This is a genomic window from Pseudomonas sp. St29 (assembly GCF_001547915.1).
Classification (GTDB): Bacteria; Pseudomonadota; Gammaproteobacteria; order Pseudomonadales; family Pseudomonadaceae; genus Aquipseudomonas.
In genome coordinates this window covers 1,432,593-1,452,491 of the sequence record NZ_AP014628.1, presented here as the reverse complement: position 1 = coordinate 1,452,491, position 19,899 = coordinate 1,432,593, and the positions used below count along the sequence as shown (strand labels likewise).

17 protein-coding genes and 2 tRNA genes are annotated in these 19,899 nt (G+C 62.4%); 14 read left to right on the top strand and 5 right to left on the bottom strand.

Annotation, left to right across the window (positions count from 1 at the left end):
• Window positions 1-8: 8 nt before the first annotated feature.
• Window positions 9-221: a hypothetical protein gene (locus tag PST29_RS06545; RefSeq protein ID WP_060837831.1), complete on the bottom strand. Its 213-nt coding sequence runs from the start codon at window positions 219-221 to the stop codon at window positions 9-11.
• A 105-nt stretch (window positions 222-326) separates the two neighbouring features.
• On the bottom strand, window positions 327-893 hold the full coding sequence (dcd, locus tag PST29_RS06540; RefSeq protein ID WP_016965530.1) for a dCTP deaminase: 567 nt from the start codon (window positions 891-893) through the stop codon (window positions 327-329).
• 352 nt (window positions 894-1,245) lie between these two features.
• On the opposite strand from dcd, the gene PST29_RS06535 reads away from it, so the two are divergent.
• Entirely contained in the window at window positions 1,246-1,455 is a 210-nt protein-coding gene (locus PST29_RS06535; RefSeq protein WP_002554837.1) for a cold-shock protein, read from the top strand.
• A gap of 106 nt (window positions 1,456-1,561) precedes the next feature.
• Here the strand turns inward: PST29_RS06535 and PST29_RS06530 are convergent, their stop codons facing one another.
• Complete coding sequence (locus PST29_RS06530; RefSeq protein ID WP_060842651.1) at window positions 1,562-2,569, bottom strand: DUF481 domain-containing protein; 1,008 nt, start codon at window positions 2,567-2,569, stop codon at window positions 1,562-1,564.
• Between the two features lie 159 nt (window positions 2,570-2,728).
• Here PST29_RS06530 and PST29_RS06525 point away from each other — a divergent pair, with 159 nt between their 5' ends.
• The 4 genes from PST29_RS06525 to PST29_RS06510 all read left to right on the top strand — a co-directional run bounded on the left by PST29_RS06525 (window position 2,729) and on the right by PST29_RS06510 (window position 7,506).
• Window positions 2,729-3,082 (top strand): MGMT family protein, encoded by a 354-nt coding sequence (locus tag PST29_RS06525; RefSeq protein ID WP_060837829.1) that lies wholly within the window; start codon window positions 2,729-2,731, stop codon window positions 3,080-3,082.
• Window positions 3,083-3,124: 42 nt separating this feature from the next.
• Window positions 3,125-4,690, top strand: coding sequence for an AmpG family muropeptide MFS transporter (locus PST29_RS06520; RefSeq protein WP_060842650.1), 1,566 nt, complete (start codon window positions 3,125-3,127; stop codon window positions 4,688-4,690).
• Window positions 4,691-4,819: 129 nt separating this feature from the next.
• Window positions 4,820-6,535 carry a proline--tRNA ligase gene (locus tag PST29_RS06515; RefSeq protein ID WP_060837827.1) on the top strand — a complete coding sequence of 572 codons (1,716 nt, stop codon included), beginning with the start codon at window positions 4,820-4,822 and terminating at the stop codon, window positions 6,533-6,535.
• A 17-nt stretch (window positions 6,536-6,552) separates the two neighbouring features.
• Window positions 6,553-7,506 carry a hypothetical protein gene (locus PST29_RS06510; RefSeq protein WP_060837826.1) on the top strand — a complete coding sequence of 318 codons (954 nt, stop codon included), beginning with the start codon at window positions 6,553-6,555 and terminating at the stop codon, window positions 7,504-7,506.
• An 80-nt stretch (window positions 7,507-7,586) separates the two neighbouring features.
• Here PST29_RS06510 and dinB read toward each other — a convergent pair whose 3' ends face one another.
• On the bottom strand, window positions 7,587-8,654 hold the full coding sequence (gene dinB, locus PST29_RS06505) for a DNA polymerase IV (RefSeq protein WP_060842649.1): 1,068 nt from the start codon (window positions 8,652-8,654) through the stop codon (window positions 7,587-7,589).
• 294 nt (window positions 8,655-8,948) lie between these two features.
• Here dinB and PST29_RS06500 point away from each other — a divergent pair.
• From PST29_RS06500 to PST29_RS06480, 5 genes are all read left to right on the top strand, one after another.
• Window positions 8,949-9,025: transfer RNA gene (locus PST29_RS06500), tRNA-Met, on the top strand.
• Window positions 9,026-9,226: 201 nt separating this feature from the next.
• Window positions 9,227-9,303 (top strand) — tRNA-Met (locus PST29_RS06495).
• A 277-nt stretch (window positions 9,304-9,580) separates the two neighbouring features.
• Complete coding sequence (gene mprF / locus PST29_RS06490; protein WP_060842648.1) at window positions 9,581-12,232, top strand: bifunctional lysylphosphatidylglycerol flippase/synthetase MprF; 2,652 nt, start codon at window positions 9,581-9,583, stop codon at window positions 12,230-12,232.
• Complete coding sequence (locus PST29_RS06485) at window positions 12,232-13,530, top strand: virulence factor family protein (protein ID WP_060842647.1); 1,299 nt, start codon at window positions 12,232-12,234, stop codon at window positions 13,528-13,530. Before mprF ends, PST29_RS06485 begins: the two co-directional genes overlap by 1 nt.
• 433 nt (window positions 13,531-13,963) lie before the next feature.
• Window positions 13,964-14,239 carry a DUF3077 domain-containing protein gene (locus tag PST29_RS06480; RefSeq protein WP_060842646.1) on the top strand — a complete coding sequence of 92 codons (276 nt, stop codon included), beginning with the start codon at window positions 13,964-13,966 and terminating at the stop codon, window positions 14,237-14,239.
• A gap of 151 nt (window positions 14,240-14,390) precedes the next feature.
• Here the strand turns inward: PST29_RS06480 and PST29_RS06475 are convergent, their stop codons facing one another.
• Window positions 14,391-16,232: a potassium transporter Kup gene (locus tag PST29_RS06475; RefSeq protein WP_375136254.1), complete on the bottom strand. Its 1,842-nt coding sequence runs from the start codon at window positions 16,230-16,232 to the stop codon at window positions 14,391-14,393.
• Window positions 16,233-16,612: 380 nt separating this feature from the next.
• Between PST29_RS06475 and rimO the strand changes: the two genes are divergently transcribed.
• The 4 genes from rimO to PST29_RS06455 all read left to right on the top strand — a co-directional run bounded on the left by rimO (window position 16,613) and on the right by PST29_RS06455 (window position 19,842).
• Window positions 16,613-17,950, top strand: coding sequence for a 30S ribosomal protein S12 methylthiotransferase RimO (gene rimO / locus PST29_RS06470; protein ID WP_060842645.1), 1,338 nt, complete (start codon window positions 16,613-16,615; stop codon window positions 17,948-17,950).
• 97 nt (window positions 17,951-18,047) lie between these two features.
• Complete coding sequence (locus PST29_RS06465) at window positions 18,048-18,521, top strand: GNAT family N-acetyltransferase (RefSeq protein WP_060842644.1); 474 nt, start codon at window positions 18,048-18,050, stop codon at window positions 18,519-18,521.
• Between the two features lie 82 nt (window positions 18,522-18,603).
• Window positions 18,604-19,314 (top strand): rRNA pseudouridine synthase, encoded by a 711-nt coding sequence (locus tag PST29_RS06460; RefSeq protein WP_060842643.1) that lies wholly within the window; start codon window positions 18,604-18,606, stop codon window positions 19,312-19,314.
• Window positions 19,315-19,380: 66 nt separating this feature from the next.
• Complete coding sequence (locus PST29_RS06455) at window positions 19,381-19,842, top strand: DUF1456 family protein (protein ID WP_016966060.1); 462 nt, start codon at window positions 19,381-19,383, stop codon at window positions 19,840-19,842.
• Window positions 19,843-19,899: the final 57 nt, after the last annotated feature.

The window sequence follows — 19,899 nt, the reverse complement described above, 5'->3', positions numbered from 1 at the left end:
GGGCCGGCTCAGGCCACGGGTGCGGGTGGCGGCTCGTCGGGCAAGGTGGGCTCGCCTGGTTCCTGGGGGTCAAGGGGTTGCGGGGTATCCGGGTCAGGCTGACCGGGAATGCCACCCGCCATCTCGGCGGACGGATGGGCCAGCAGGGTCCAGGCCAAGAGCCCGACCTGATTGGGTTCCAGCTGGGCCAAGGTGGCGCTGATTCGCGGATCTATCTTCATGGGGCACTCCTGAGCTGGGCCCGGCATGCCTTGCGCATACCGGAAATACACCCAATAGAGTGTGGGTCCGCTCAGGAATTCCCGCTGTCTGTCAGACGGACGTACTCAGGTGCGCGGCAGGGTGACGCCACGTTGGCCCTGGTATTTGCCGCCCCGGTCCTTGTAGGACACTTCGCACTCTTCATCGGACTCCAGGAACAGCATCTGCGCCACGCCTTCGTTGGCGTAGATCTTCGCCGGCAAGGTGGTGGTGTTGGAGAACTCCAGGGTCACGTGGCCTTCCCACTCCGGTTCCAGCGGGGTCACGTTGACGATGATGCCGCAACGGGCATAGGTGCTCTTGCCCAGGCAGATGGTCAGCACGTTGCGCGGAATGCGGAAGTACTCGACGGTACGCGCCAGGGCAAAGGAGTTCGGCGGGATGATGCAGACGTCGCTCTTGATGTCGACGAAGCTCTTTTCATCGAAGTTCTTCGGATCGACGGTGGCCGAATTGATGTTGGTGAACACCTTGAATTCATCGGCGCAGCGCACGTCGTAGCCGTAGCTCGACACCCCGAAGGAGATCAGCCGATCCGGGCCTTCGCCACGCATCTGGCGCTCTACGAAGGGCTCGATCATGCCGTGCTCTTGCGCCATGCGGCGAATCCACTTGTCCGATTTGATGCTCATGGCGGGTGTCCTGAAATAGCGAGGTGAAAAAAAACGGTCAGGCATCTTACCGGGGCGCGGGGTCGGGTTCAAAGTCCGGGGCGTTTTTCTCGCCCGACACCACGATTTTCAAGGGCTCGGCGACGAACGACGGGCCGTCAGTCACGAAAACCGAGAAACCTTGGCCCTAGCCATTGGCACGTTCAGGAAAAAGGGTTAAGGTGGCGCCACTGTGCTGCTTGTGTCACTGAGAATCTCTACACGATGTTGAATTTCGATCCAACCATCTCCAAGAATTTTTCCTGCTCTTTGCACTCAGTCTCGGCCAGGGCTTTTCCTGAGTCGCAGTTAACTTTGTCCAAGGAGATACACCATGTCTAATCGCCAAACCGGTACCGTTAAGTGGTTCAACGATGAAAAAGGCTTCGGCTTCATCACTCCACAATCCGGTGACGACCTGTTCGTACACTTCAAAGCTATCCAATCCGACGGCTTCAAAAGCCTGAAAGAAGGCCAACAGGTTTCTTTCATCGCTACCCGCGGTCAGAAAGGCATGCAAGCTGAAGAAGTTCAAGTTATCTAACTTGTACTGATCCAGTAAAAAAGCCCCGCCCTCAACAGCGGGGCTTTTTTGTGCCCGGTGCTTTTGTCGGCGCCTTTTACTGAAAAGGCGCCCGGGCCGCTCCGGTTTACCAGGCCACGCCAAAGCCCACGGTGTAGCGGGTCTTGTCCAGATCGCTGTCTTTGGTGCCGCGAATCAGGTCCTTTTCCGCCTTCAGGTTCAGCGACGCCCAGTCGGTGACCTTGTAGCGCAACCCCATCTCGGCATCCAGCGCATAGTCGGCCACCCCGGAAAGCGGTCGCCCGACTTCGCCATTGGTGAAGAACTCCACCCGTTTACCGATCAGATAGCGGTTGTAGTCCCACTTCATTGCCAGGGAATAGAAGTTGTCCCTGCCGCCTTCGGCGTACTCGTAATCTGTACGGTTGAGCAGCGACCCCAGGGAGAACGCCCCCAATTCATCGTCCCAGAACTGGTAGCCAGGGCCGGTACCCACGACCCGCTGCCGCTCCAGCTCCTCGACCTTGTCACGCTTGTAGGTCAGGCGCCCTTCCCAGAACCATTTTTCAGTGATGAAACGGTCCAGGGCATATTCGGCACTCCAGTTGTCCGTGGTCACCACATGATCCTGGAACTCACGGTTGTACTCACCCTGCGCATTGTGGCGCCAAGCCCCATGGCGCGCCGACGTCTTGAAGTCGATGTCGTAGTCATCGGTATCCTTCTCCGCACGCTTGTAGTCCATGGCGACATCGACATTGCCCTTCCAGACCATGTCCTCCACCAGCGGCCTGGGCTTCATGATCTGCTGGATACTCGCCAGCTCCACCGTCTTGGGCGCTTCACCGTTGGCAAGAATGACCTTGCCCTCCTCCGCCGCCTGCAACGACTTGGTCTTCTCCCCGATGTAGGCATCCTGCTTGACCAACAGCTCCTGGTCGCTTTCCAGGGTCTTGACCTGTTTCCAGTCGATGGAAATAGCGCCGCCATAGTCGGTCTGGAGCAACAGCTTGCCGCCGTCGAAAACCTTGATTTTGCCGCTCAGGCGATCACCGTTCTTCAACCAGACGGTATCGGCCAGGACAGGCGTGGAGGCGCTGAGCACCGCGAAACACAACAACGTTCTAGGCAACATAGGTAATACAGGGCTCGATCTTGCGAAAAAAAACGGCATTATTCCTGCTGAACACGCCTTAGTCAGGACTGACCCGGGTATTGAGAGTGAGTTCAATATGCATCCACCCCTCATCCCCTGAACCGACCAACGCCTCTTCATTGATCTGGAACCGCGAATGTGACCGAACACGGCGACGCCCCACAGGACCCGGCGCAAATCCGACGCACGGCGCTGTACCTGACCCTGGCCCAGGTTCCCGCAGGCAAGGTGGTGAGCTACGGCCAACTGGCAGAAATGGCCGGCCTGGGCCGCGCCGCGCGCTGGGTTGGCCGCACCCTCAGCCAGTTGCCGGCCGACACCCGCCTGCCGTGGCACCGGGTACTGGCCGCCGGCGGCCGCATCAGCCTGCCGGCCGGCAGCCCGTCAGGTGATGAGCAGCGCGCCAGACTGCGCGGCGAAGGCATCACTATCCGGAATAATCGCGTGGATATTCAGCGCCATGGCTGGCGCCCGGTAGAGCACAGCGGTTAGAGTGCGCGCTTTGTTTCCGCAATCTGAGGCAGACTTCAGCCCATGCCCCGTAAAACCTGGCGCGCCGCACTTGCCGCCTATGCCAGCCCCTCGACGCTCGTGCTGTTGCTGCTTGGTTTCGCTGCCGGCATGCCTTACATGCTGGTGTTCTCGACTCTCTCGGTGTGGTTGCGCGAGGCCGGTGTGGCCCGCGAAACCATCGGTTACGCCAGCCTGATCGGTTTGGCCTATGCCTTTAAATGGGTATGGTCCCCGCTGCTTGACCAATGGCGCCTGCCAATACTGGGCAAGCTAGGCCGACGCCGCTCCTGGCTGGTACTGGCCCAGACCCTGGTGATTCTCGGCCTGATCGGCATGGGCTTCTGTGACCCGCAAAAACATCTGTCCTGGCTGATCGCCATTGCCGTGATCGTGGCCTTTGCCTCGGCGACCCAGGACATCGCCATCGACGCCTACCGCCTGGAAATCGCCGACGACAGCCGCCAGGCCGCCCTGGCCGCCAGCTACATGTCCGGCTATCGGGTAGCGGTGCTGCTGGCGACCGCCGGCGCCCTGTTCTTTGCCGAAGGCTTCGGCTCCACCGGCTTCAGCTACAAGCATTCAGCCTGGACCGGCACCTACGTGCTGTTCGGCGTGCTGATGATTCCCGCGCTGATCACCACCCTGCTGATGCGTGAGCCCGCCGTGCCACTGCGCACCCAACTCTCCGCGGGACGCTACAGCTTCGCTCACCAGCTGATCTCGGTATTCGTCCTGATCGTGCTGCTGGTTTCGGTGCCCGCCACCTTCACCCAGCTCTACAACACCGACTTCGCCAGCGTGATCTTCGATGGCATGAGCCTTTTGGACCTGCTGCTGGAAGACCGGGCGTTCCTGCGGGCCATCCTCTATGTCACCCTCACCGCCCTGTGCCTGTCGGCCATGGGCCGCCGGGGCCTGGCGCCGGTGCTGACGCCGGTCAACGACTTCATCCTGCGCTATCGCTGGCAAGCCTTCCTGCTGCTGGGGCTCATCGCCACCTATCGCATGTCGGACACGGTCATGGGCGTCATGGCCAACGTGTTCTATATCGACCAGGGCTTCACCAAGGACCAGATCGCCGGGGTCAGCAAGATCTTCGGCCTGATCATGACCCTGCTCGGGGCCGGCATGGGCGGCCTGCTGATCGTGCGCTTCGGCATCCTGCCGATCCTGTTCATCGGTGGCGCCGCGTCCGCCGCGACCAACCTGCTGTTCCTCATGCTCGCCGACATGGGCCCGAACCTGGAAATGCTGGTTGTCACCATTTCCCTGGACAACTTCAGTTCGGGCATGGCCACTTCGGCCTTCGTCGCCTACCTGTCGAGCCTGACCAACCTCAAGTTCTCCGCCACCCAGTACGCCCTGCTCAGCTCGATCATGCTGTTGCTGCCGCGCCTGATCGGCGGCTATTCCGGGGTCATGGTGGAGAAGTTCGGCTACCACGACTTCTTCCTCATCACCGCGATACTCGGGGTCCCGACGCTGATCCTGATCGCCCTGCACTGGTTCCAGGAGAGCCGCCGCGCCGGGCCCAAACCCGAGCCGGAGCACCCCGCCAATGGCACCGCCGTGAGCGAAGAATCCTAGAAAATCCCGGGAGTTACGGGCCGTTCCCCGTCGCTCCCCGCCCTTCCAAGCGCAATCCTGTACGCCAGCGGAACTCGCCCGTACAATGCTCCGTCACTTCCAGTCTTCAGCAACCGACAACGGCCTACCATGCGTACCAGTCAATATTTGCTCGCCACACAGAAAGAAACGCCTTCCGACGCGGTCGTGATCAGCCATCAGCTGATGCTGCGCGCCGGCATGATCCGTAAACTGGCTTCCGGCCTGTACACCTGGCTGCCGATGGGCTTGCGGGTGATGCGCAAGGTTGAAGCCATCGTTCGCGAAGAAATGAACGCCGCGGGCGCGCTTGAAGTGTTGATGCCGAGCACTCAGCCGGCTGAGCTGTGGCAGGAATCCGGTCGCTGGGAAGAATACGGCCCTGAGCTGCTGCGCTTCAAAGACCGGCACGGTCGCGATTTCTGCGCCGGTCCGACCCACGAAGAAGTGATCACCGATCTGGCGCGCAACGAGCTGAGCAGCTACAAGCAGCTGCCGCTGAACCTGTACCAGATCCAGACCAAATTCCGCGATGAGATCCGCCCGCGCTTCGGCCTGATGCGCGGTCGCGAGTTCATCATGAAGGACGCCTACTCCTTCCACGCCGACCAGGCGTCCTTGCAGGTCACCTACGACCGCATGCACCAGGCTTATTGCAACGTCTTCACCCGCCTGGGCCTGAAGTTCCGTCCGGTTGAAGCGGACAACGGCTCCATCGGCGGCGCCGGCTCCCACGAATTCCACGTACTGGCCGAGTCCGGCGAAGACGATATCGTCTTCAGCAACGGTTCCGACTACGCCGCGAACATCGAGAAGGCCGAAGCCGTGCCGCGCGAAACCTCGCGCCCGGCGCCGACCGAAGAGATGCGCCTGGTGGACACCCCTGACGCGAAAACCATCGCCCAGCTGGTGGAAGGCTACAACCTGCCGATCGAGAAGACCGTCAAGACCCTGGTGGTGCATGCCGAAGAAGCCGGCAAGCTGATCGCCCTGATCATCCGTGGCGACCACGAACTGAACGAAATCAAGGCCGCCAACCAGCCTGGCGTTGCCAGCCCGCTGGTCATGGCTTCCGAAGCCGAACTGCGTGCCGCCATCGGTGCCGGCGCCGGCTCCCTGGGCCCGGTGAACCTGCCACTGCCCATCATCATCGACCGTTCGGTGGAGCTGATGAGCGACTTCGGCGTCGGCGCCAACATCGACGACAAGCACTACTTCGGCGTCAACTGGGAGCGTGACCTGCCCGTTCCGACCGTGGCCGACCTGCGTAACGTGGTCGCTGGCGACCCGAGCCCGGACGGCAAGGGCACCCTGGAAATCAAGCGCGGCATCGAAGTCGGGCACATCTTCCAGCTGGGCAACAAGTACAGCAAGGCGATGAAGTGCGAAGTGCTGGGCGAGAACGGCAAGCCGGTGACCCTGGAAATGGGCTGCTACGGCATTGGCGTGTCCCGCGTGGTGGCCGCCGCCATCGAACAGAACAACGACGAAAACGGCATCATCTGGAGCGACACCCTGGCGCCGTTCCAGATCGCCCTGGTACCGCTGCGCTACGAAACCGAGCAAGTTCGCGAAGCCACCGACAAACTCTACGCAGAACTGACTGCCGCCGGTTTCGAAGTGCTGCTGGACGATCGCGACAAGAAAACCAGCCCGGGCATCAAGTTCGCGGACATGGAGCTGATCGGCATTCCTCACCGCATCGTGGTCAGCGATCGCGGCCTCGCCGAAGGCAACCTGGAATACAAGAGCCGTACCGAAGCCGAGGCGCAAGCGCTGCCCGTGGCCGACGTTCTGTCCTTCCTCCAAGCCCGTATCCGTCGCTGAAACCAGATAGAGAAGTCATGTTCAAGCGAAACACCTTAAGCCTCGGGGGCGCCGCCTTGTGCGGCGCCCTGCTGGTCAGCGGCTGCGCCAATCAGATGTCGCAACGCAGCGAACACGAGGAACGGATCGAGCGCAAATTGCTCGATCACAGCCTGCAGATCGATGTCGGTGAGCCTAAGGTGCTTGAGCTGCCGCAACGCCGGGTACGTATCCACGAGCAAAAGACCTTCGAAGTCACCGAGTTCGAGGTCACCCGCCGCTACGATCGCTATACGCCCTACCAACCCTGGCGGGAGATCTACGAGATCCCACTGGGTGCGGTAGCGCTGGTGGCCGGCGTCGGTGCCAACGTGGTCAATGTGTTCGCCCTGGGCAACCTGCCGGACAGCGTCACCAAGGACTGGGTCAGCTATGGCGTGTCGGGGCTCAACCCGTTCATGAACATGCCGTCCCACGGTCGGGCCCAGCAGAACCTGGCAGCCATCGATGAAGTCCAGCGTGACAAGCGCCTGGAGTATTCGAGCCTGCCCTGGAGCGAGCGCCCGGTGCAGGTCAAGGCCGGCAAGCAGACCTACGACATGAGCACCGATCGCAATGGCGTGCTGCGCTTGAACCTGCTGGACGCGCCGTTCTCCGAACAGGACCTGAACCACATCGGCAAGTTGCAGATCAGTGTCGAAGACGCCCAGGACGAAGTGCATTCCGACTCGTCCCTGAGCCTGAGCAGCAGCCTGCGCGGCAAGCTGGTGGAAGCTCACGCCCTGATCTACGACGACCTGGAAGATGACGAAGTGAGCCAATGGGTGCACCGAGTCAAGCGCCTGTCGGAACTGGGCCTGGAAGAAGAAGCCAGCGAACTGGAGCAGAGCCTGATCGAGCTGACCCGCAACGATCCGGAACTGCAGAGCGAGTTTCTCAAGTCCCTGACCAAGAACGCCGGCCGCCTGGTCGCCGACCCCGGCAGCAACTGACATCCCCTGTAGGAGCCGGCTTACCGGCGAAAAGCGCTACCGCGGCTGAATAACAGCCCGGTTCGCTGGCAAGCCAGCGCCTACACTCCGCCCTGGAACAGCTCCAGCTGTTCATGAGCGCCGCGCAGATCCTGCAAACGCACACCAATGCCCAACAGGCGCACCGGCTTGCCGCCCCGCTTGAAGGCCTGGGTCAGCAGTTGCCGATAACTCTCCAGGTCCCGCCCCGCCCCCGCCTGTTCCAGGGTGGTCTGGGTAAAGTCATGGAACTTCACTTTGACGAACGGCTTGCCCGGTCGGTAGCTGGCGTCGATACGGGTCATGCGCCCGGCCAGCGTCTCCATCAGCTCCGGCAACTTCTGCAAGCAACTGTCCAGATCCGGCAGATCCACGTCATAGGTGTTTTCCACGCTGATGGACTGGCGCCGACTGTCATTCTGCACCGGCCGCTCGTCGATCCCCCTGGCCAGGCTCCACAGGCGCTCACCGAAACTGCCGAACTCGCGCACCAGCGCCAGCTTGCTCCAGTCGCGCAACTGCAGGCAGTCGACAATCCCCAGGCGACCCAGTTTGTCCGCCGTGACCTTGCCCACCCCATGCAACTTGCTCACTGGCAATTCGGAGACAAAATCCTCCACCTGATCCGGAGTGATGACGAACAGGCCGTTGGGCTTTTTCCAGTCGCTGGAGATCTTGGCCAGAAACTTGTTGGGCGCGACCCCGGCCGAGACGGTGATATGCAACTGATTGGACACCCGCCGCCGAATGTCCTGGGCGATGCGCGTTGCGCTGCCGGCGAAGTTCGGGCTGTCGGAAACATCCAGGTAGGCCTCGTCCAGGGACAAGGGTTCGATCAGATCGGTGTAATCCCGAAAGATCGCATGAATCTCTTTCGACGCCTCGCGGTAGGCATCCATGCGCGGTCGGACGATCACCAGGTCCGGACACAGGGTCAACGCGTGCCGCGACGACATGGCCGAACGCACACCATAGGCCCGCGCCTCATAGTTGCAGGTCGCAATCACCCCCCGCCGATCCGCGGAGCCGCCCACTGCCAGCGGCTTGCTGGCCAGCTGCGGGTCATCGCGCATTTCGATGGCGGCATAGAAGCAATCACAGTCAATGTGGATGATTTTGCGCTGCATCATATAAAGGCAGGGATCATTGAAAGCTGAAGTCGGAATCAAAGCGGGCGATCAGTATCTACCGGCCCCTGTATATAGCACCAGTACCTTGCATCTCGGATCAATCGGCAAAGCGCCATGAGACATTTATTCTCTCAATGAGCGCCAAGCCTTCCATAGAGCTGCAAGCCACGTTCTACCTGGGCCCAAGCCTCGCCAAACGCTCCTGCGAGCACGCTAAGCGATTGAACAGGAAGCCTTTTTTAAAAATTAATGATTGACAGGCGCCCGCGACGCTGTAGAATCCGCCCACACAGACGCGGGATGGAGCAGTCTGGTAGCTCGTCGGGCTCATAACCCGAAGGTCGTCGGTTCAAATCCGGCTCCCGCAACCAAACATCAAAAAAGGCTACTCGAAAGAGTGGCCTTTTTTGTGCGCGTCTGTTTTTCCCTGCCCGTACTCACCAGCAGCGCGGCAAAACTCTTTAGCTGCCGCTGACTTAAGCGGCAGAGTCGGCCATTCGACGTTTATTTGACCTGTCGGACCATTAATGGTTGACACTCTGTCGTTCGCCTGTAGAATGCCGCCACACAGACGCGGGATGGAGCAGTCTGGTAGCTCGTCGGGCTCATAACCCGAAGGTCGTCGGTTCAAATCCGGCTCCCGCAACCAAACATCAAAAAAGGCTACTCGAAAGAGTGGCCTTTTTTGTATCTGTTGAAAAAGTTCTTTCGCAACAATGACCTGAGAAAGTATTGCGAACCGTTAGCGGTGCTTCGACCCTTCAAGACGCGAGCTATGCTCTGTCTCGAGCAACCACCCGGCGGCAAGCGCCCAGGGTCGCCGGGCCACGGTGAGACGCGTTAATATCTGAAACTATTTTTTCTACAGGGATTGGTAACTTGGCTGGATACCCCCATCCTGTCGCGCACAATCCAAGAGGTGATTGATGCGCGCCAACACGTCTGACTCACAAGACAGCGATACCACCGCTACCGCCACTCAACCTGTGACAGCCACTCGCTTGCGCTGGCTGGACCTGTTGAGCAAATACCGCCAGCCCCTGGGCTTGGCCGTAACCCTGTTGCTGTTCGCCATTGCCCTGGTCGCTTGCCGGCATTTGCTCAGCGAGCTGGACTTCTACGCGCTGCACGACTCGATCCTTGAAGTGCCCAAGCCGGCCCTGCTCGGCGCCCTGGGCGCGACCATCGTCGGCTTTATCATTCTGCTGGGCTACGAGTGGTCCGCCAGTCGCTATGCCGGAGTCAACCTGCCCGGTCGCACCCTGGCCCTGGGCGGCTTCACCGCCTTCGCCATCGGCAACGCCATCGGCCTGTCGCTGCTGTCCGGCGGCTCGGTGCGTTATCGCCTGTATGCACGCCACGGGCTGGGGGCCTCAGACGTCGCCCACATGACCCTGTTCGCCAGCCTCTCCCTGGGCTGCGCCTTGCCACCGCTGGCGGCCCTGGCCACCCTGAGCAACCTGCCGGCCGCTTCGGCGGCCCTGCGCCTGCCAGAGAGCCTGTTGGCCGGCATCGCCCTGGCCATCCTGCTGCTGGGCGCAGTACTGGCCGTCGGCATCTATCGCCGGCGCCTGCCGGAGCAACCCCTGCGCGACAACCTGCTGGTCCGGGTCGGACGCCGCACCCTGCGCCTGCCAGGTCGCCGCCTGACCTTCCTGCAACTGATCATCACCGCCCTGGACGTCGCCGCAGCCGCCACCGTGCTCTACCTGCTGCTGCCCGAAGCACCGCCCTTCGGCGCCTTCCTGCTGGTCTACCTGCTGGCCCTGGCAGCCGGCGTACTGAGCCATGTGCCCGGCGGCGTCGGGGTGTTCGAAGCCATCCTGCTGGCAGCCTTCGCCGACAAGCTCGGCGCCGCGCCCCTGGCCGCCGCACTGCTGCTGTACCGCCTGATCTACGTGGTGCTGCCGATGCTGGCGGCCTGTGTCCTGCTGCTGATCAACGAAGCCCAGCGCCTGTTCCAGACCCGGCAATCGCTGCGGGTGGCTTCCGGCCTGGCGGCACCGATCCTGGCGGTGCTGGTGTTTCTCTCCGGCGTGGTGCTGCTGTTCTCCGGCGCCACCCCGGAAATCGACACCCGCCTGCAACACATCGGTTTTCTCATTCCCCATCGCCTGGTGGACGCCTCGCACTTCGGCGCCAGCCTGATCGGCGTGCTCTGCCTGCTACTGGCCCAGGGCCTGCGCCGGCGCCTGTCGGCGGCCTGGATGCTCACCACCATTCTGCTGCTGGTGGGCGCCCTGCTCTCGCTGCTCAAAGGCTTCGACTGGGAAGAAGCCTGCCTGATGACCCTCACGGCCAGCCTGCTGGCGGTGTTCCGGCGCTCGTTCTACCGCCCCAGCCGCCTGACCGAACTGCCCTTCTCGCCGCTGTACCTGGTGGCCAGCGTCTGTGTGCTCGGTGCCTCCATCTGGCTGCTGCTGTTCGCCTATCAGGACGTGCCCTACAGCCATCAGCTGTGGTGGCAGTTCACCCTCGACGCCGATGCTCCCCGGGGCCTGCGCTCGCTGCTGGGCGCCGCGGTGCTGTTGCTGGTGGTGTCCCTGACCTGGCTGCTGCGCACCGCGCGTCCGGTGATCCACCTGCCCACCAGCGAAGAGCTGGACAAGGCGGCGCAGATCCTCATGGCCTCCTCCCAACCCGATGGCGGCCTGGCCCTGACCGGTGACAAGGCGCTGCTGTTCCACCCCAACGACGACGCCTTCCTCATGTACGCCCGCCGTGGCCGCAGCCTGGTGGCGCTGTACGACCCCGTCGGCCCGACCCAGCAACGCGCGGAAATGATCTGGCAGTTCCGCGACCTGTGCGACGTGCACCATGCACGCCCGGTGTTCTACCAAGTACGGGCGGAAAACCTGCCCTACTACATGGACATCGGCCTGACCGCGATCAAGCTCGGCGAAGAAGCCCGGGTCGATCTCAAGCGCTTTGATCTCGAAGCCAAGGGCAAGGAGATGAAGGACCTGCGCTACACCTGGAACCGCGGCACCCGCGACGGCCTGTCGCTGGAGATCCACGAACCCGGGCAAGCGCCAATGGATGAGCTGAAGGTCATCTCCGATGCCTGGCTGACCGGCAAGAACGTCCGCGAGAAAGGCTTCTCCCTGGGCCGCTTCAGCGACGACTACCTCAAGCACTTCCGTATCGCGATCATCCGTTTTGAAGGGCGCCCGGTGGCCTTCGCCAACCTGCTCGAGACCTACAGCCACGACCTGGCCAGCCTCGACCTGATGCGGGCGCACCCGGACGCGCCGAAGCTGACCATGGAGTTCATGATGGTCGGCCTGATCCAGCACTATAAAAATCATGGATACGCCCGCTTCAGCCTGGGCATGGTGCCGCTGTCCGGCCTGCAACCCCGGCGTGGCGCGCCGCTGACCCAACGCCTGGGCTCGATGGTGTTCCGCCGTGGCGAGCAGCTGTACAACTTCCAGGGCCTGCGCCGCTTCAAAGACAAATTCCAGCCTGACTGGGAACCTCGTTACATGGCCGTGCCGGCAGGTCTGGACCCGCTGGTCGCATTGGCCGACACTGCCGCCCTGATTGCAGGCGGCTTGACTGGATTGGTGAAACGCTAATGATTCGACGCTCTTGGCGGTACCTGCTGGCAACCCTGGTGGTGCTGGCTCTGATTGCAGGTGGCGGCTACTGGTGGTGGAACCGCCCAGCTCCCGAACCCACCCTGGAACAACTGACCCAGGCCGACGGTTCGACCCTGACCCGAGTGACCCCAGGCACCAAGGCCAAGGCCCGGGTGGTGGTGGCGGTGCTGCCTGACGCCACCCTGGCCGACAAGCAACTGCTGGCCCTGAGCCGCAGCGGTGCGGCGCAGATCGTCCAGGTGATCCTGCCCAAGGACGACTGCAAGCTGCAGGAACAAGCCCTGCAAGACGCCCTGCCCCAGCTCAACGGCCCGGCCACCCTGGTCAGCGGCATCGGCCCGGGCGCCGCCCTGGCCTGGCGCTGGATCGCCTCCCAGAACGACGACAAGGCCCAGGCCGTGTCGGTAGGCTTCACCATCAACCCGGCGCCCGGCTGCACCGATCCACTGCCCAAGACCCTGGCCCACGGCCACTGGCTGGTGGCCTGGAACGACAATCCGGACGACGAAAGTGCCGGGTTCGTGCGTGACACCCCCAACGCCACCACCAGCATCAGCGACTACGACATCCACCTGCCCCAGGTGCTGAACAACGAGCTGCGCAAGCTGCTGGTGGGTTCGGAGAACGGCGGCCTGAGCATCCCCGTGGTGGAAGTCCCGGCCGGCCAGGCCAAGGACACCGTGACCCTGTTTCTCTCCGGCGACGGCGGCTGGCGCGACCTGGACCGCGACGTGGCCGGCGAGATGGCCAAGATCGGCTACCCGGTGGTGGGCATCGACACCCTGCGCTACTACTGGCAGCACAAGACCCCGGAACAGAGCGCCATCGACCTCACCGAGCTGATGCAGCACTACCGGCAGAAGTGGGGCACCAAGCGTTTCGTGCTGACCGGCTACTCCTTCGGCGCCGACGTGCTGCCGGCGATCTACAACCGCCTGCCGGAAGCCGAGCAACAGCGCATTGACGCGATTATCCTGCTGGCCTTCGCCCGCACCGGCAGCTTCGAGATCGAAGTCGAAGGCTGGCTGGGCAACGCCGGCAAGGAAGCCGCCACCGGCCCGGAAATGGCCAAGCTGCCAGCGGCCAAGGTGGTGTGCATCTATGGCGTGGAAGAAGTCGATGAAAGCGGTTGCACCGACAAGACTGCCGTCGGTGAAGCCATGAAGCTGCCAGGGGGCCATCACTTCGATGAGAACTACCCGGCACTGGCCAAGCGCCTGGTGGATGCCATCGAGAAGCGCCAGGTCAAGGATCAGGCCACCGCTCAAGAGTGAGCTGAGCCTCGCCCCATAAAAGCCCCCGCAGCTTCTGGTTGCGGGGGCTTTTTTACATCAGCGGCCTCAGCTACCCCGCTGAAGACTGCTTAATTGCGGATGACTCCCGCGCAGCTTGTAGGCAAACTCCGATAGTTGTGTAAGGGGTGTGTTTTGCGCACTTTGCCGCCTTGTTGGCCTGCGCTTCGACGGGCTAGGCTCCGGGTGTCGCTGATCCTTCGGCGGCCGGGCTTGGAAACCCGAAGAGTTAAGCGCAACAGCACCCCATCACCACTGCAGCGGCTTACCGCTGCAGTCTTGTGTTATGGCGGCTGTGCGTGGGACGCCTTTGGGCGTGCCGGTTCTTAACTCCCGGTTTTCCAACCCGCGCATAGCTGCCACCCATTCGCTTGGAAACGAACGTGGCAACTTCTTTGAGTTAAGGAGTATGACCATGAGCCAAACAAGTCCACCTGCACCCCGTGAACTGAAAACAGTCGGCCTCACCCCTTTCATCTACCGTTCCGACCTGCCGCTGTTCCAGGTCAGCCCCGGCCTCCCCATCGGCGACGCCCTGGCCCAAGCCTCCGACCTGCTGTCCCTGGCCAAGGCCTTTGCCGAGGACGCCGCCTACAGCCAGGACAGCGATCGTCACGCCTGGGCCGCGCACTACCTGACCGCCATGGGCAAGGCGGTGGTGGACGATGTGGTGCAGGCGCTCGCCGCTTAACACGCGAGGGGCGATCTCGCGAACGCGTTCTGTTATCGGCATTGATGCTGGCTGTCGGGCCGTTATCGCGAGCAAGCTCGCTCCTACAGGGTCGTGGAAACGAAAAAGCCCCCGCTGCCGCAAGGCAACGGGGGCTTTTATGGGCTCGGGTTTATATCTCGACCTGGGTGCCCAGTTCGATCACCCGGTTCACCGGCAGCTTGAAGAAGCGCAGGTTGCCGTTGGCGTTCTTCAACATGAAGGCGAACAGCGCTTCGCGCCAGCGGGCCATGCCTTCGAGCTTGGAGGCGATCACCGTCTCGCGGCTGAGGAAGTAGGTGGTGCGCATCGGGCTGAAGTCCAGTTCATCCAGGTGGCACAGCTTCAGGGCTTCCGGCACGTCCGGCTCGTCGGTGAACCCAAAATGCAGGATCACCCGGAAGAAGCCTTCGCCGTAGGCATCCACCTCGAAACGCCGCTGGGCGGGCACCCGGGGAATGTCCTCATAGACCACGGTCAACAGCACCACTTGCTCATGCAACACCTGGTTGTGCAGCAGGTTGTGCAACAGTGCGTGGGGCACGGCGTCCGGCCGCGCAGTGAGGAACACCGCGGTGCCCTGGACCCGATGCGGCGGCTGCACGCGGATGCTGCCGATGAAGATCGGCAGCGGCAGGCCGCCTTCGTCCAGGCGATCCACCAGCAGTTCCTTGCCGCGCTTCCAGGTGGTCATGAGGACGAACAGCACGATCCCCGCCAGCACCGGGAAGGCACCGCCCTGGACGATCTTCGGTACGTTGGCGGCGAAGAACAGCCCGTCCACCAGCAAGAAACCCACCAGGATCGGCACGGTCAGCACCGGTGGCCATTTCCACAGCAGCAGCATCACCGCGGACACCAGGATGCTGGTGATCAGCATGGTCCCGGTCACCGCCACGCCGTAGGCCGAGGCCAGGGCACCGGAGGACTCGAAGCCCAGTACCAGCAGGATCACGCCCACCATCAGCGACCAGTTCACCGCGCCGATGTAGATCTGCCCTTGCTCGGCACTGGAGGTGTGCTGGATGTACATGCGCGGGATGTAGCCCAGTTGGATCGCCTGACGGGTCAGGGAGAAGGCGCCGGAAATCACCGCCTGGGAGGCGATCACCGTGGCCAGGGTCGCCAGCACCACCAGCGGGATCAGGGCCCAGCCCGGCGCCAGCAGGTAGAACGGGTTGCGCGCGGCGTCGGGGTTTTCCAGCAGCAACGCGCCCTGGCCGAAGTAGTTCAGCACCAGGGCCGGCAGCACCAGGGCGAACCAGGCACGGGCAATCGGCTTGCGGCCGAAGTGGCCCATGTCGGCGTACAGGGCCTCGGCGCCGGTCAGCGCCAGCACCACGGCGCCAAGAATGGCCACGCCCATGCCGGGATGGACGATGAAGAAGCGCACGCCCCACACCGGGTTGAGCGCCTGCAGCACTTCCGGGTGCTGGAGAATGCCGTTGACCCCCAAACCTCCCAGCACCAGGAACCAGGCCACCATCACCGGGCCGAACAGCTTGCCGATGCGATCGGTGCCGTGTTTCTGGATCAGAAACAGCCCCACCAGCACCACCAAGGCCATGGGCACCACCCAGTGCTCCAGGCCGCTGAACGCCAGCTCCAGCCCTTCCACCGCCGACAATACCGAGATCGCCGGGGTGATCATGCTGTCGCCATAGAACAAGGCAGCGCCGATCAAGCCGAGGATCACCAGCACCGAACGCAGACGTGGGTAGGAGCCGGCCGCCCGCCGGGCCAGTGCCGTCAGGGCCATGATGCCGCCCTCGCCCTGGTTGTCGGCCCGCAGGATGAACAGCACGTATTTGATCGAAACGACCCAGACCAACGACCAGAAAATCAGCGCCAGGATGCCAAACACCCCATCGTGGTTGACCTGGACGCCATAACTGCCGGAAAACACCTCTTTGAGGGTATAGAGCGGGCTGGTGCCGATATCGCCATACACCACCCCGACCGCTGCCACCAGCATCCCCAGAGGCTTAGCCCCGGAGTGCTCGCCACTCACCGCCTGACCACTTGCCTGACCCATCAATGACTCCTACTACCAAGACCGGGGCTTCTTATATAGAAAGCGCAAGGTTATACAAGGGCTATTCTCTAAACTTGTGCAGTTTCCCATGTAACTTGCAGGTTTTTATTACCACTGGGTACTTAACTAAAGCCGCATGAAAACCACCGGGCATAACGCGAAGAAGCATAGTCCAGCGCTCGTCGTATTTCCCCTGCATAAAGCTGGTCAAGCGCCTCGACCATCGCTAGAATTGCGCACTTTTTGATCAGAGGCGCAGCCAGCGCCCAACTGTCGCACTTGCCCCCCAAGTGGCTCGACACCCAATACCGAGGTTAGACATGTCCACCCCCTCCGCGCCGGCCAACCCGAAAGTCGGCTTCGTATCCCTGGGTTGCCCAAAAGCTCTGGTCGACTCCGAGCGCATCCTCACTCAACTGCGCATGGAAGGCTATGACGTGGTGTCCACCTACCAGGACGCCGATGTCGTGGTGGTCAACACCTGCGGTTTCATCGACTCGGCCAAGGCCGAATCCCTGGAAGTGATCGGCGAAGCCATCAAGGAAAACGGCAAGGTCATCGTCACCGGCTGCATGGGCGTCGAAGAAGGCAATATCCGTGACGTGCACCCAAGCGTGCTGGCCGTGACCGGCCCGCAACAGTACGAGCAGGTGGTCAACGCCGTGCACGAAGTGGTGCCGCCGAAACAGGACCACAACCCGCTGATCGACCTGGTGCCGCCGCAAGGCATCAAGCTGACGCCACGGCACTACGCCTACCTGAAGATTTCCGAAGGCTGCAACCACAGCTGCAGCTTCTGCATCATTCCGTCGATGCGCGGCAAGCTGGTCAGCCGCCCGGTGGGCGATGTGCTCGACGAGGCTCAGCGCCTGGTCAAGTCCGGGGTCAAGGAACTGCTGGTGATCTCCCAGGACACCAGCGCCTACGGCGTCGACGTCAAGTACCGCACCGGCTTCTGGAACGGCGCGCCGGTGAAGACCCGCATGACCGAGCTCTGCGAGGCCCTGAGCACCCTGGGTGTGTGGGTGCGCCTGCACTACGTGTACCCGTACCCGCACGTTGACGAGCTGATTCCGCTGATGGCCGCCGGCAAGATCCTGCCGTACCTGGACATCCCGTTCCAGCACGCCAGCCCGAAAGTGCTCAAGGCCATGAAGCGTCCGGCCTTCGAAGACAAGACCCTGGCGCGGATCAAGGCCTGGCGCGAGATCTGCCCGGATCTGATCATCCGCTCGACCTTCATCGTCGGCTTCCCCGGCGAAACCGAAGAAGACTTCCAGTACCTGCTCAACTGGCTGACCGAAGCCCAGCTGGACCGCGTCGGCTGCTTCCAGTACTCGCCGGTGGAAGGCGCTCCGGCCAACGACCTGGACCTGGAAGTGGTCCCGGACGAGGTCAAGCAGGACCGCTGGGAACGCTTCATGGCGCACCAGCAGGAAATCAGCTCGGCACGCCTGCAACAGCGCATCGGCAAGGAGATCGAAGTGCTGATCGACGAAGTTGATGAGAATGGCGCGGTGGGCCGCTGCTTCTTCGATGCACCGGAGATCGACGGCAACGTGTTCATCGATGGCGCCGGCGATCTGAAGCCGGGTGACAAGGTCTGGTGCCGGGTCACCGACGCCGACGAATACGACCTCTGGGCCGAAACCCTGTAAGGCGTAAAAAAACTGCCAAGCCCCGCTCTCACCACGAGATGCGGGGCTTTTTTCGGTCTATCGTTAGCCCTTGCCAATCACCTCAGGGACAAGCGGCATGCGCCACCACTCGGTCATCCACACACCGAAAGTCAGCGACTACCCGGAACTGGTCCGCGTCTGGGAAGCCTCGGTTCGCGCCACCCACGACTTTCTCCCAGACAGCTACATAGCGCTGCTGCGCAACCTGGTGCTGACCCGCTACCTGGATGCGGTGATGCTGATCTGTACCCGCGACCCACGCCAGCGCATCACCGGTTTCGCTGGCGTGGCAGCGGGCAAGATCGAGATGCTGTTCATCGACCCGGCCCATCGCCGCCAGGGCCTAGGCCGGCAACTGCTGCACTACGCGGTGGAGCACTTGAACGCCTATCAGCTGGACGTCAACGAGCAGAATCCCCAGGCCTTGGGTTTCTACTTCAAGCAGGGTTTCGAAGTGGTCGGCCGCTCGGAACAGGACGGCCTGGGCCAGCCCTACCCACTGCTGCACATGCGCCTGAAGCAGCCACAGCTGCAAGCCCTGCGCGGCTAAAAGCCACAGCCGGCAAATGGACCCGCGATTAACCAGCGCCAGGCAGGTACAATAGCTGCCCTCTTTTGTTACGGCCCCTGACATGACTGACCCGATTCGTCTCTCCAAACGCCTCATCGAACTGGTCGGCTGCTCCCGCCGGGAGGCTGAGCTGTTCATCGAGGGCGGCTGGGTCACCGTAGACGGCGAAGTCATCGACGAGCCGCAGTTCAAGGTCGGCGCGCAAACCGTCGTGCTCGACCCCGAAGCCAAGGCCACCGCACCGGAGCCGGTGACCATCCTGCTCAACGTGCCCGCCGGCCAGGGCCTGGACAGCGCCATGCAGTCCATCAGCGCCGACAGCCTGTCGCAGGAGCACCGCTACGGCAAACGTCCGCTGCGTGGGCATTTCCTGCGCCTGAGCGCCAGTGACGACCTGCAACCCAATGCCAGCGGCCTGCTGGTGTTCACCCAGGACTGGAAGGTGCTGCGCAAGCTGACCGCGGACGCGGCCAAGATCGAGCAGGAATACGTGGTCGAGGTCGAAGGCGAGATGATCGATCACGGCCTCAACCGCCTGAACCACGGCCTGACCTACAAGGGCCGCGAGCTGCCGCCGGTCAAGGCCAGCTGGCAGAACGAAAACCGCCTGCGCTTCGCCATGAAGAATCCGCAGCCGGGTGTGATCGCGCAGTTTTGCCAAGCCGTCGGCCTCAAGGTCGTCGCCATTCGCCGCATCCGTGTCGGCGGCGTGTCCATCGGCAAGGTGCCGCTGGGCCAGTGGCGCTACCTGTCGGCCAAAGAGAAGTTCTAAAGCCGCCCCCATTCAGACGCCGTGCCCTGGCGCGGCGCTCCACGCGCATTGATCAGGACTGTAACCATGATTCATAACGATGTACTGCGCAGCGTGCGCTACATGCTCGACATCAGCGACAAGAAGGTCGTGGACATCATCAAGCTGACCGGCTTCAAGGTCAGCCTCAACGACATCGTCAGCTACCTGAAGAAGGATGAGGAAGAAGGCTTCGTGCACTGCCCTGACGAAGTCATGGCGCACTTCCTCGACGGCCTGGTGATCTTCAAGCGCGGCAAGGACGAAAGCCGTCCGCCGCTGCCGATCGAGCTGCCGGTGACCAACAACATCATCCTGAAGAAGCTGCGGGTGGCCTTCGAGCTCAAGGAAGAAGACATGCACGCCGTGCTCAAGGCCGCCGACTTCCCGGTGTCCAAGCCGGAGCTGAGCGCGCTGTTTCGCAAGTTTGGCCACACCAACTACCGCCCCTGCGGTGACCAGCTGCTGCGCAACTTCCTCAAGGGCCTGACCCTGCGTGTTAGAGCGTAAGACAGCTGCAAGCTTCAAGCTGCAAGTTCAAGGCTTGTAGCTGGCGGCTTGTAGCGC

What these genes read in the sequence shown, in the direction of transcription:
- rimO (WP_060842645.1), top strand. Translation starts at nt 16,613, where the DNA reads ATGTCCACCCCCTCCGCGCCGGCCAACCCGAAAGTCGGCTTCGTATCC.
- PST29_RS06530 (WP_060842651.1), bottom strand. Translation starts at nt 2,569, where the DNA reads ATGTTGCCTAGAACGTTGTTGTGTTTCGCGGTGCTCAGCGCCTCCACG.
- PST29_RS06480 (WP_060842646.1), top strand. Translation starts at nt 13,964, where the DNA reads ATGAGCCAAACAAGTCCACCTGCACCCCGTGAACTGAAAACAGTCGGC.
- PST29_RS06515 (WP_060837827.1), top strand. Translation starts at nt 4,820, where the DNA reads ATGCGTACCAGTCAATATTTGCTCGCCACACAGAAAGAAACGCCTTCC.
- mprF (WP_060842648.1), top strand. Translation starts at nt 9,581, where the DNA reads ATGCGCGCCAACACGTCTGACTCACAAGACAGCGATACCACCGCTACC.
- dcd (WP_016965530.1), bottom strand. Translation starts at nt 893, where the DNA reads ATGAGCATCAAATCGGACAAGTGGATTCGCCGCATGGCGCAAGAGCAC.
- PST29_RS06520 (WP_060842650.1), top strand. Translation starts at nt 3,125, where the DNA reads ATGCCCCGTAAAACCTGGCGCGCCGCACTTGCCGCCTATGCCAGCCCC.
- PST29_RS06545 (WP_060837831.1), bottom strand. Translation starts at nt 221, where the DNA reads ATGAAGATAGATCCGCGAATCAGCGCCACCTTGGCCCAGCTGGAACCC.
- PST29_RS06485 (WP_060842647.1), top strand. Translation starts at nt 12,232, where the DNA reads ATGATTCGACGCTCTTGGCGGTACCTGCTGGCAACCCTGGTGGTGCTG.
- PST29_RS06455 (WP_016966060.1), top strand. Translation starts at nt 19,381, where the DNA reads ATGATTCATAACGATGTACTGCGCAGCGTGCGCTACATGCTCGACATC.
- PST29_RS06510 (WP_060837826.1), top strand. Translation starts at nt 6,553, where the DNA reads ATGTTCAAGCGAAACACCTTAAGCCTCGGGGGCGCCGCCTTGTGCGGC.
- PST29_RS06535 (WP_002554837.1), top strand. Translation starts at nt 1,246, where the DNA reads ATGTCTAATCGCCAAACCGGTACCGTTAAGTGGTTCAACGATGAAAAA.
- PST29_RS06475 (WP_375136254.1), bottom strand. Translation starts at nt 16,232, where the DNA reads ATGCTGGTGGCAGCGGTCGGGGTGGTGTATGGCGATATCGGCACCAGC.
- PST29_RS06465 (WP_060842644.1), top strand. Translation starts at nt 18,048, where the DNA reads ATGCGCCACCACTCGGTCATCCACACACCGAAAGTCAGCGACTACCCG.
- PST29_RS06460 (WP_060842643.1), top strand. Translation starts at nt 18,604, where the DNA reads ATGACTGACCCGATTCGTCTCTCCAAACGCCTCATCGAACTGGTCGGC.
- dinB (WP_060842649.1), bottom strand. Translation starts at nt 8,654, where the DNA reads ATGATGCAGCGCAAAATCATCCACATTGACTGTGATTGCTTCTATGCC.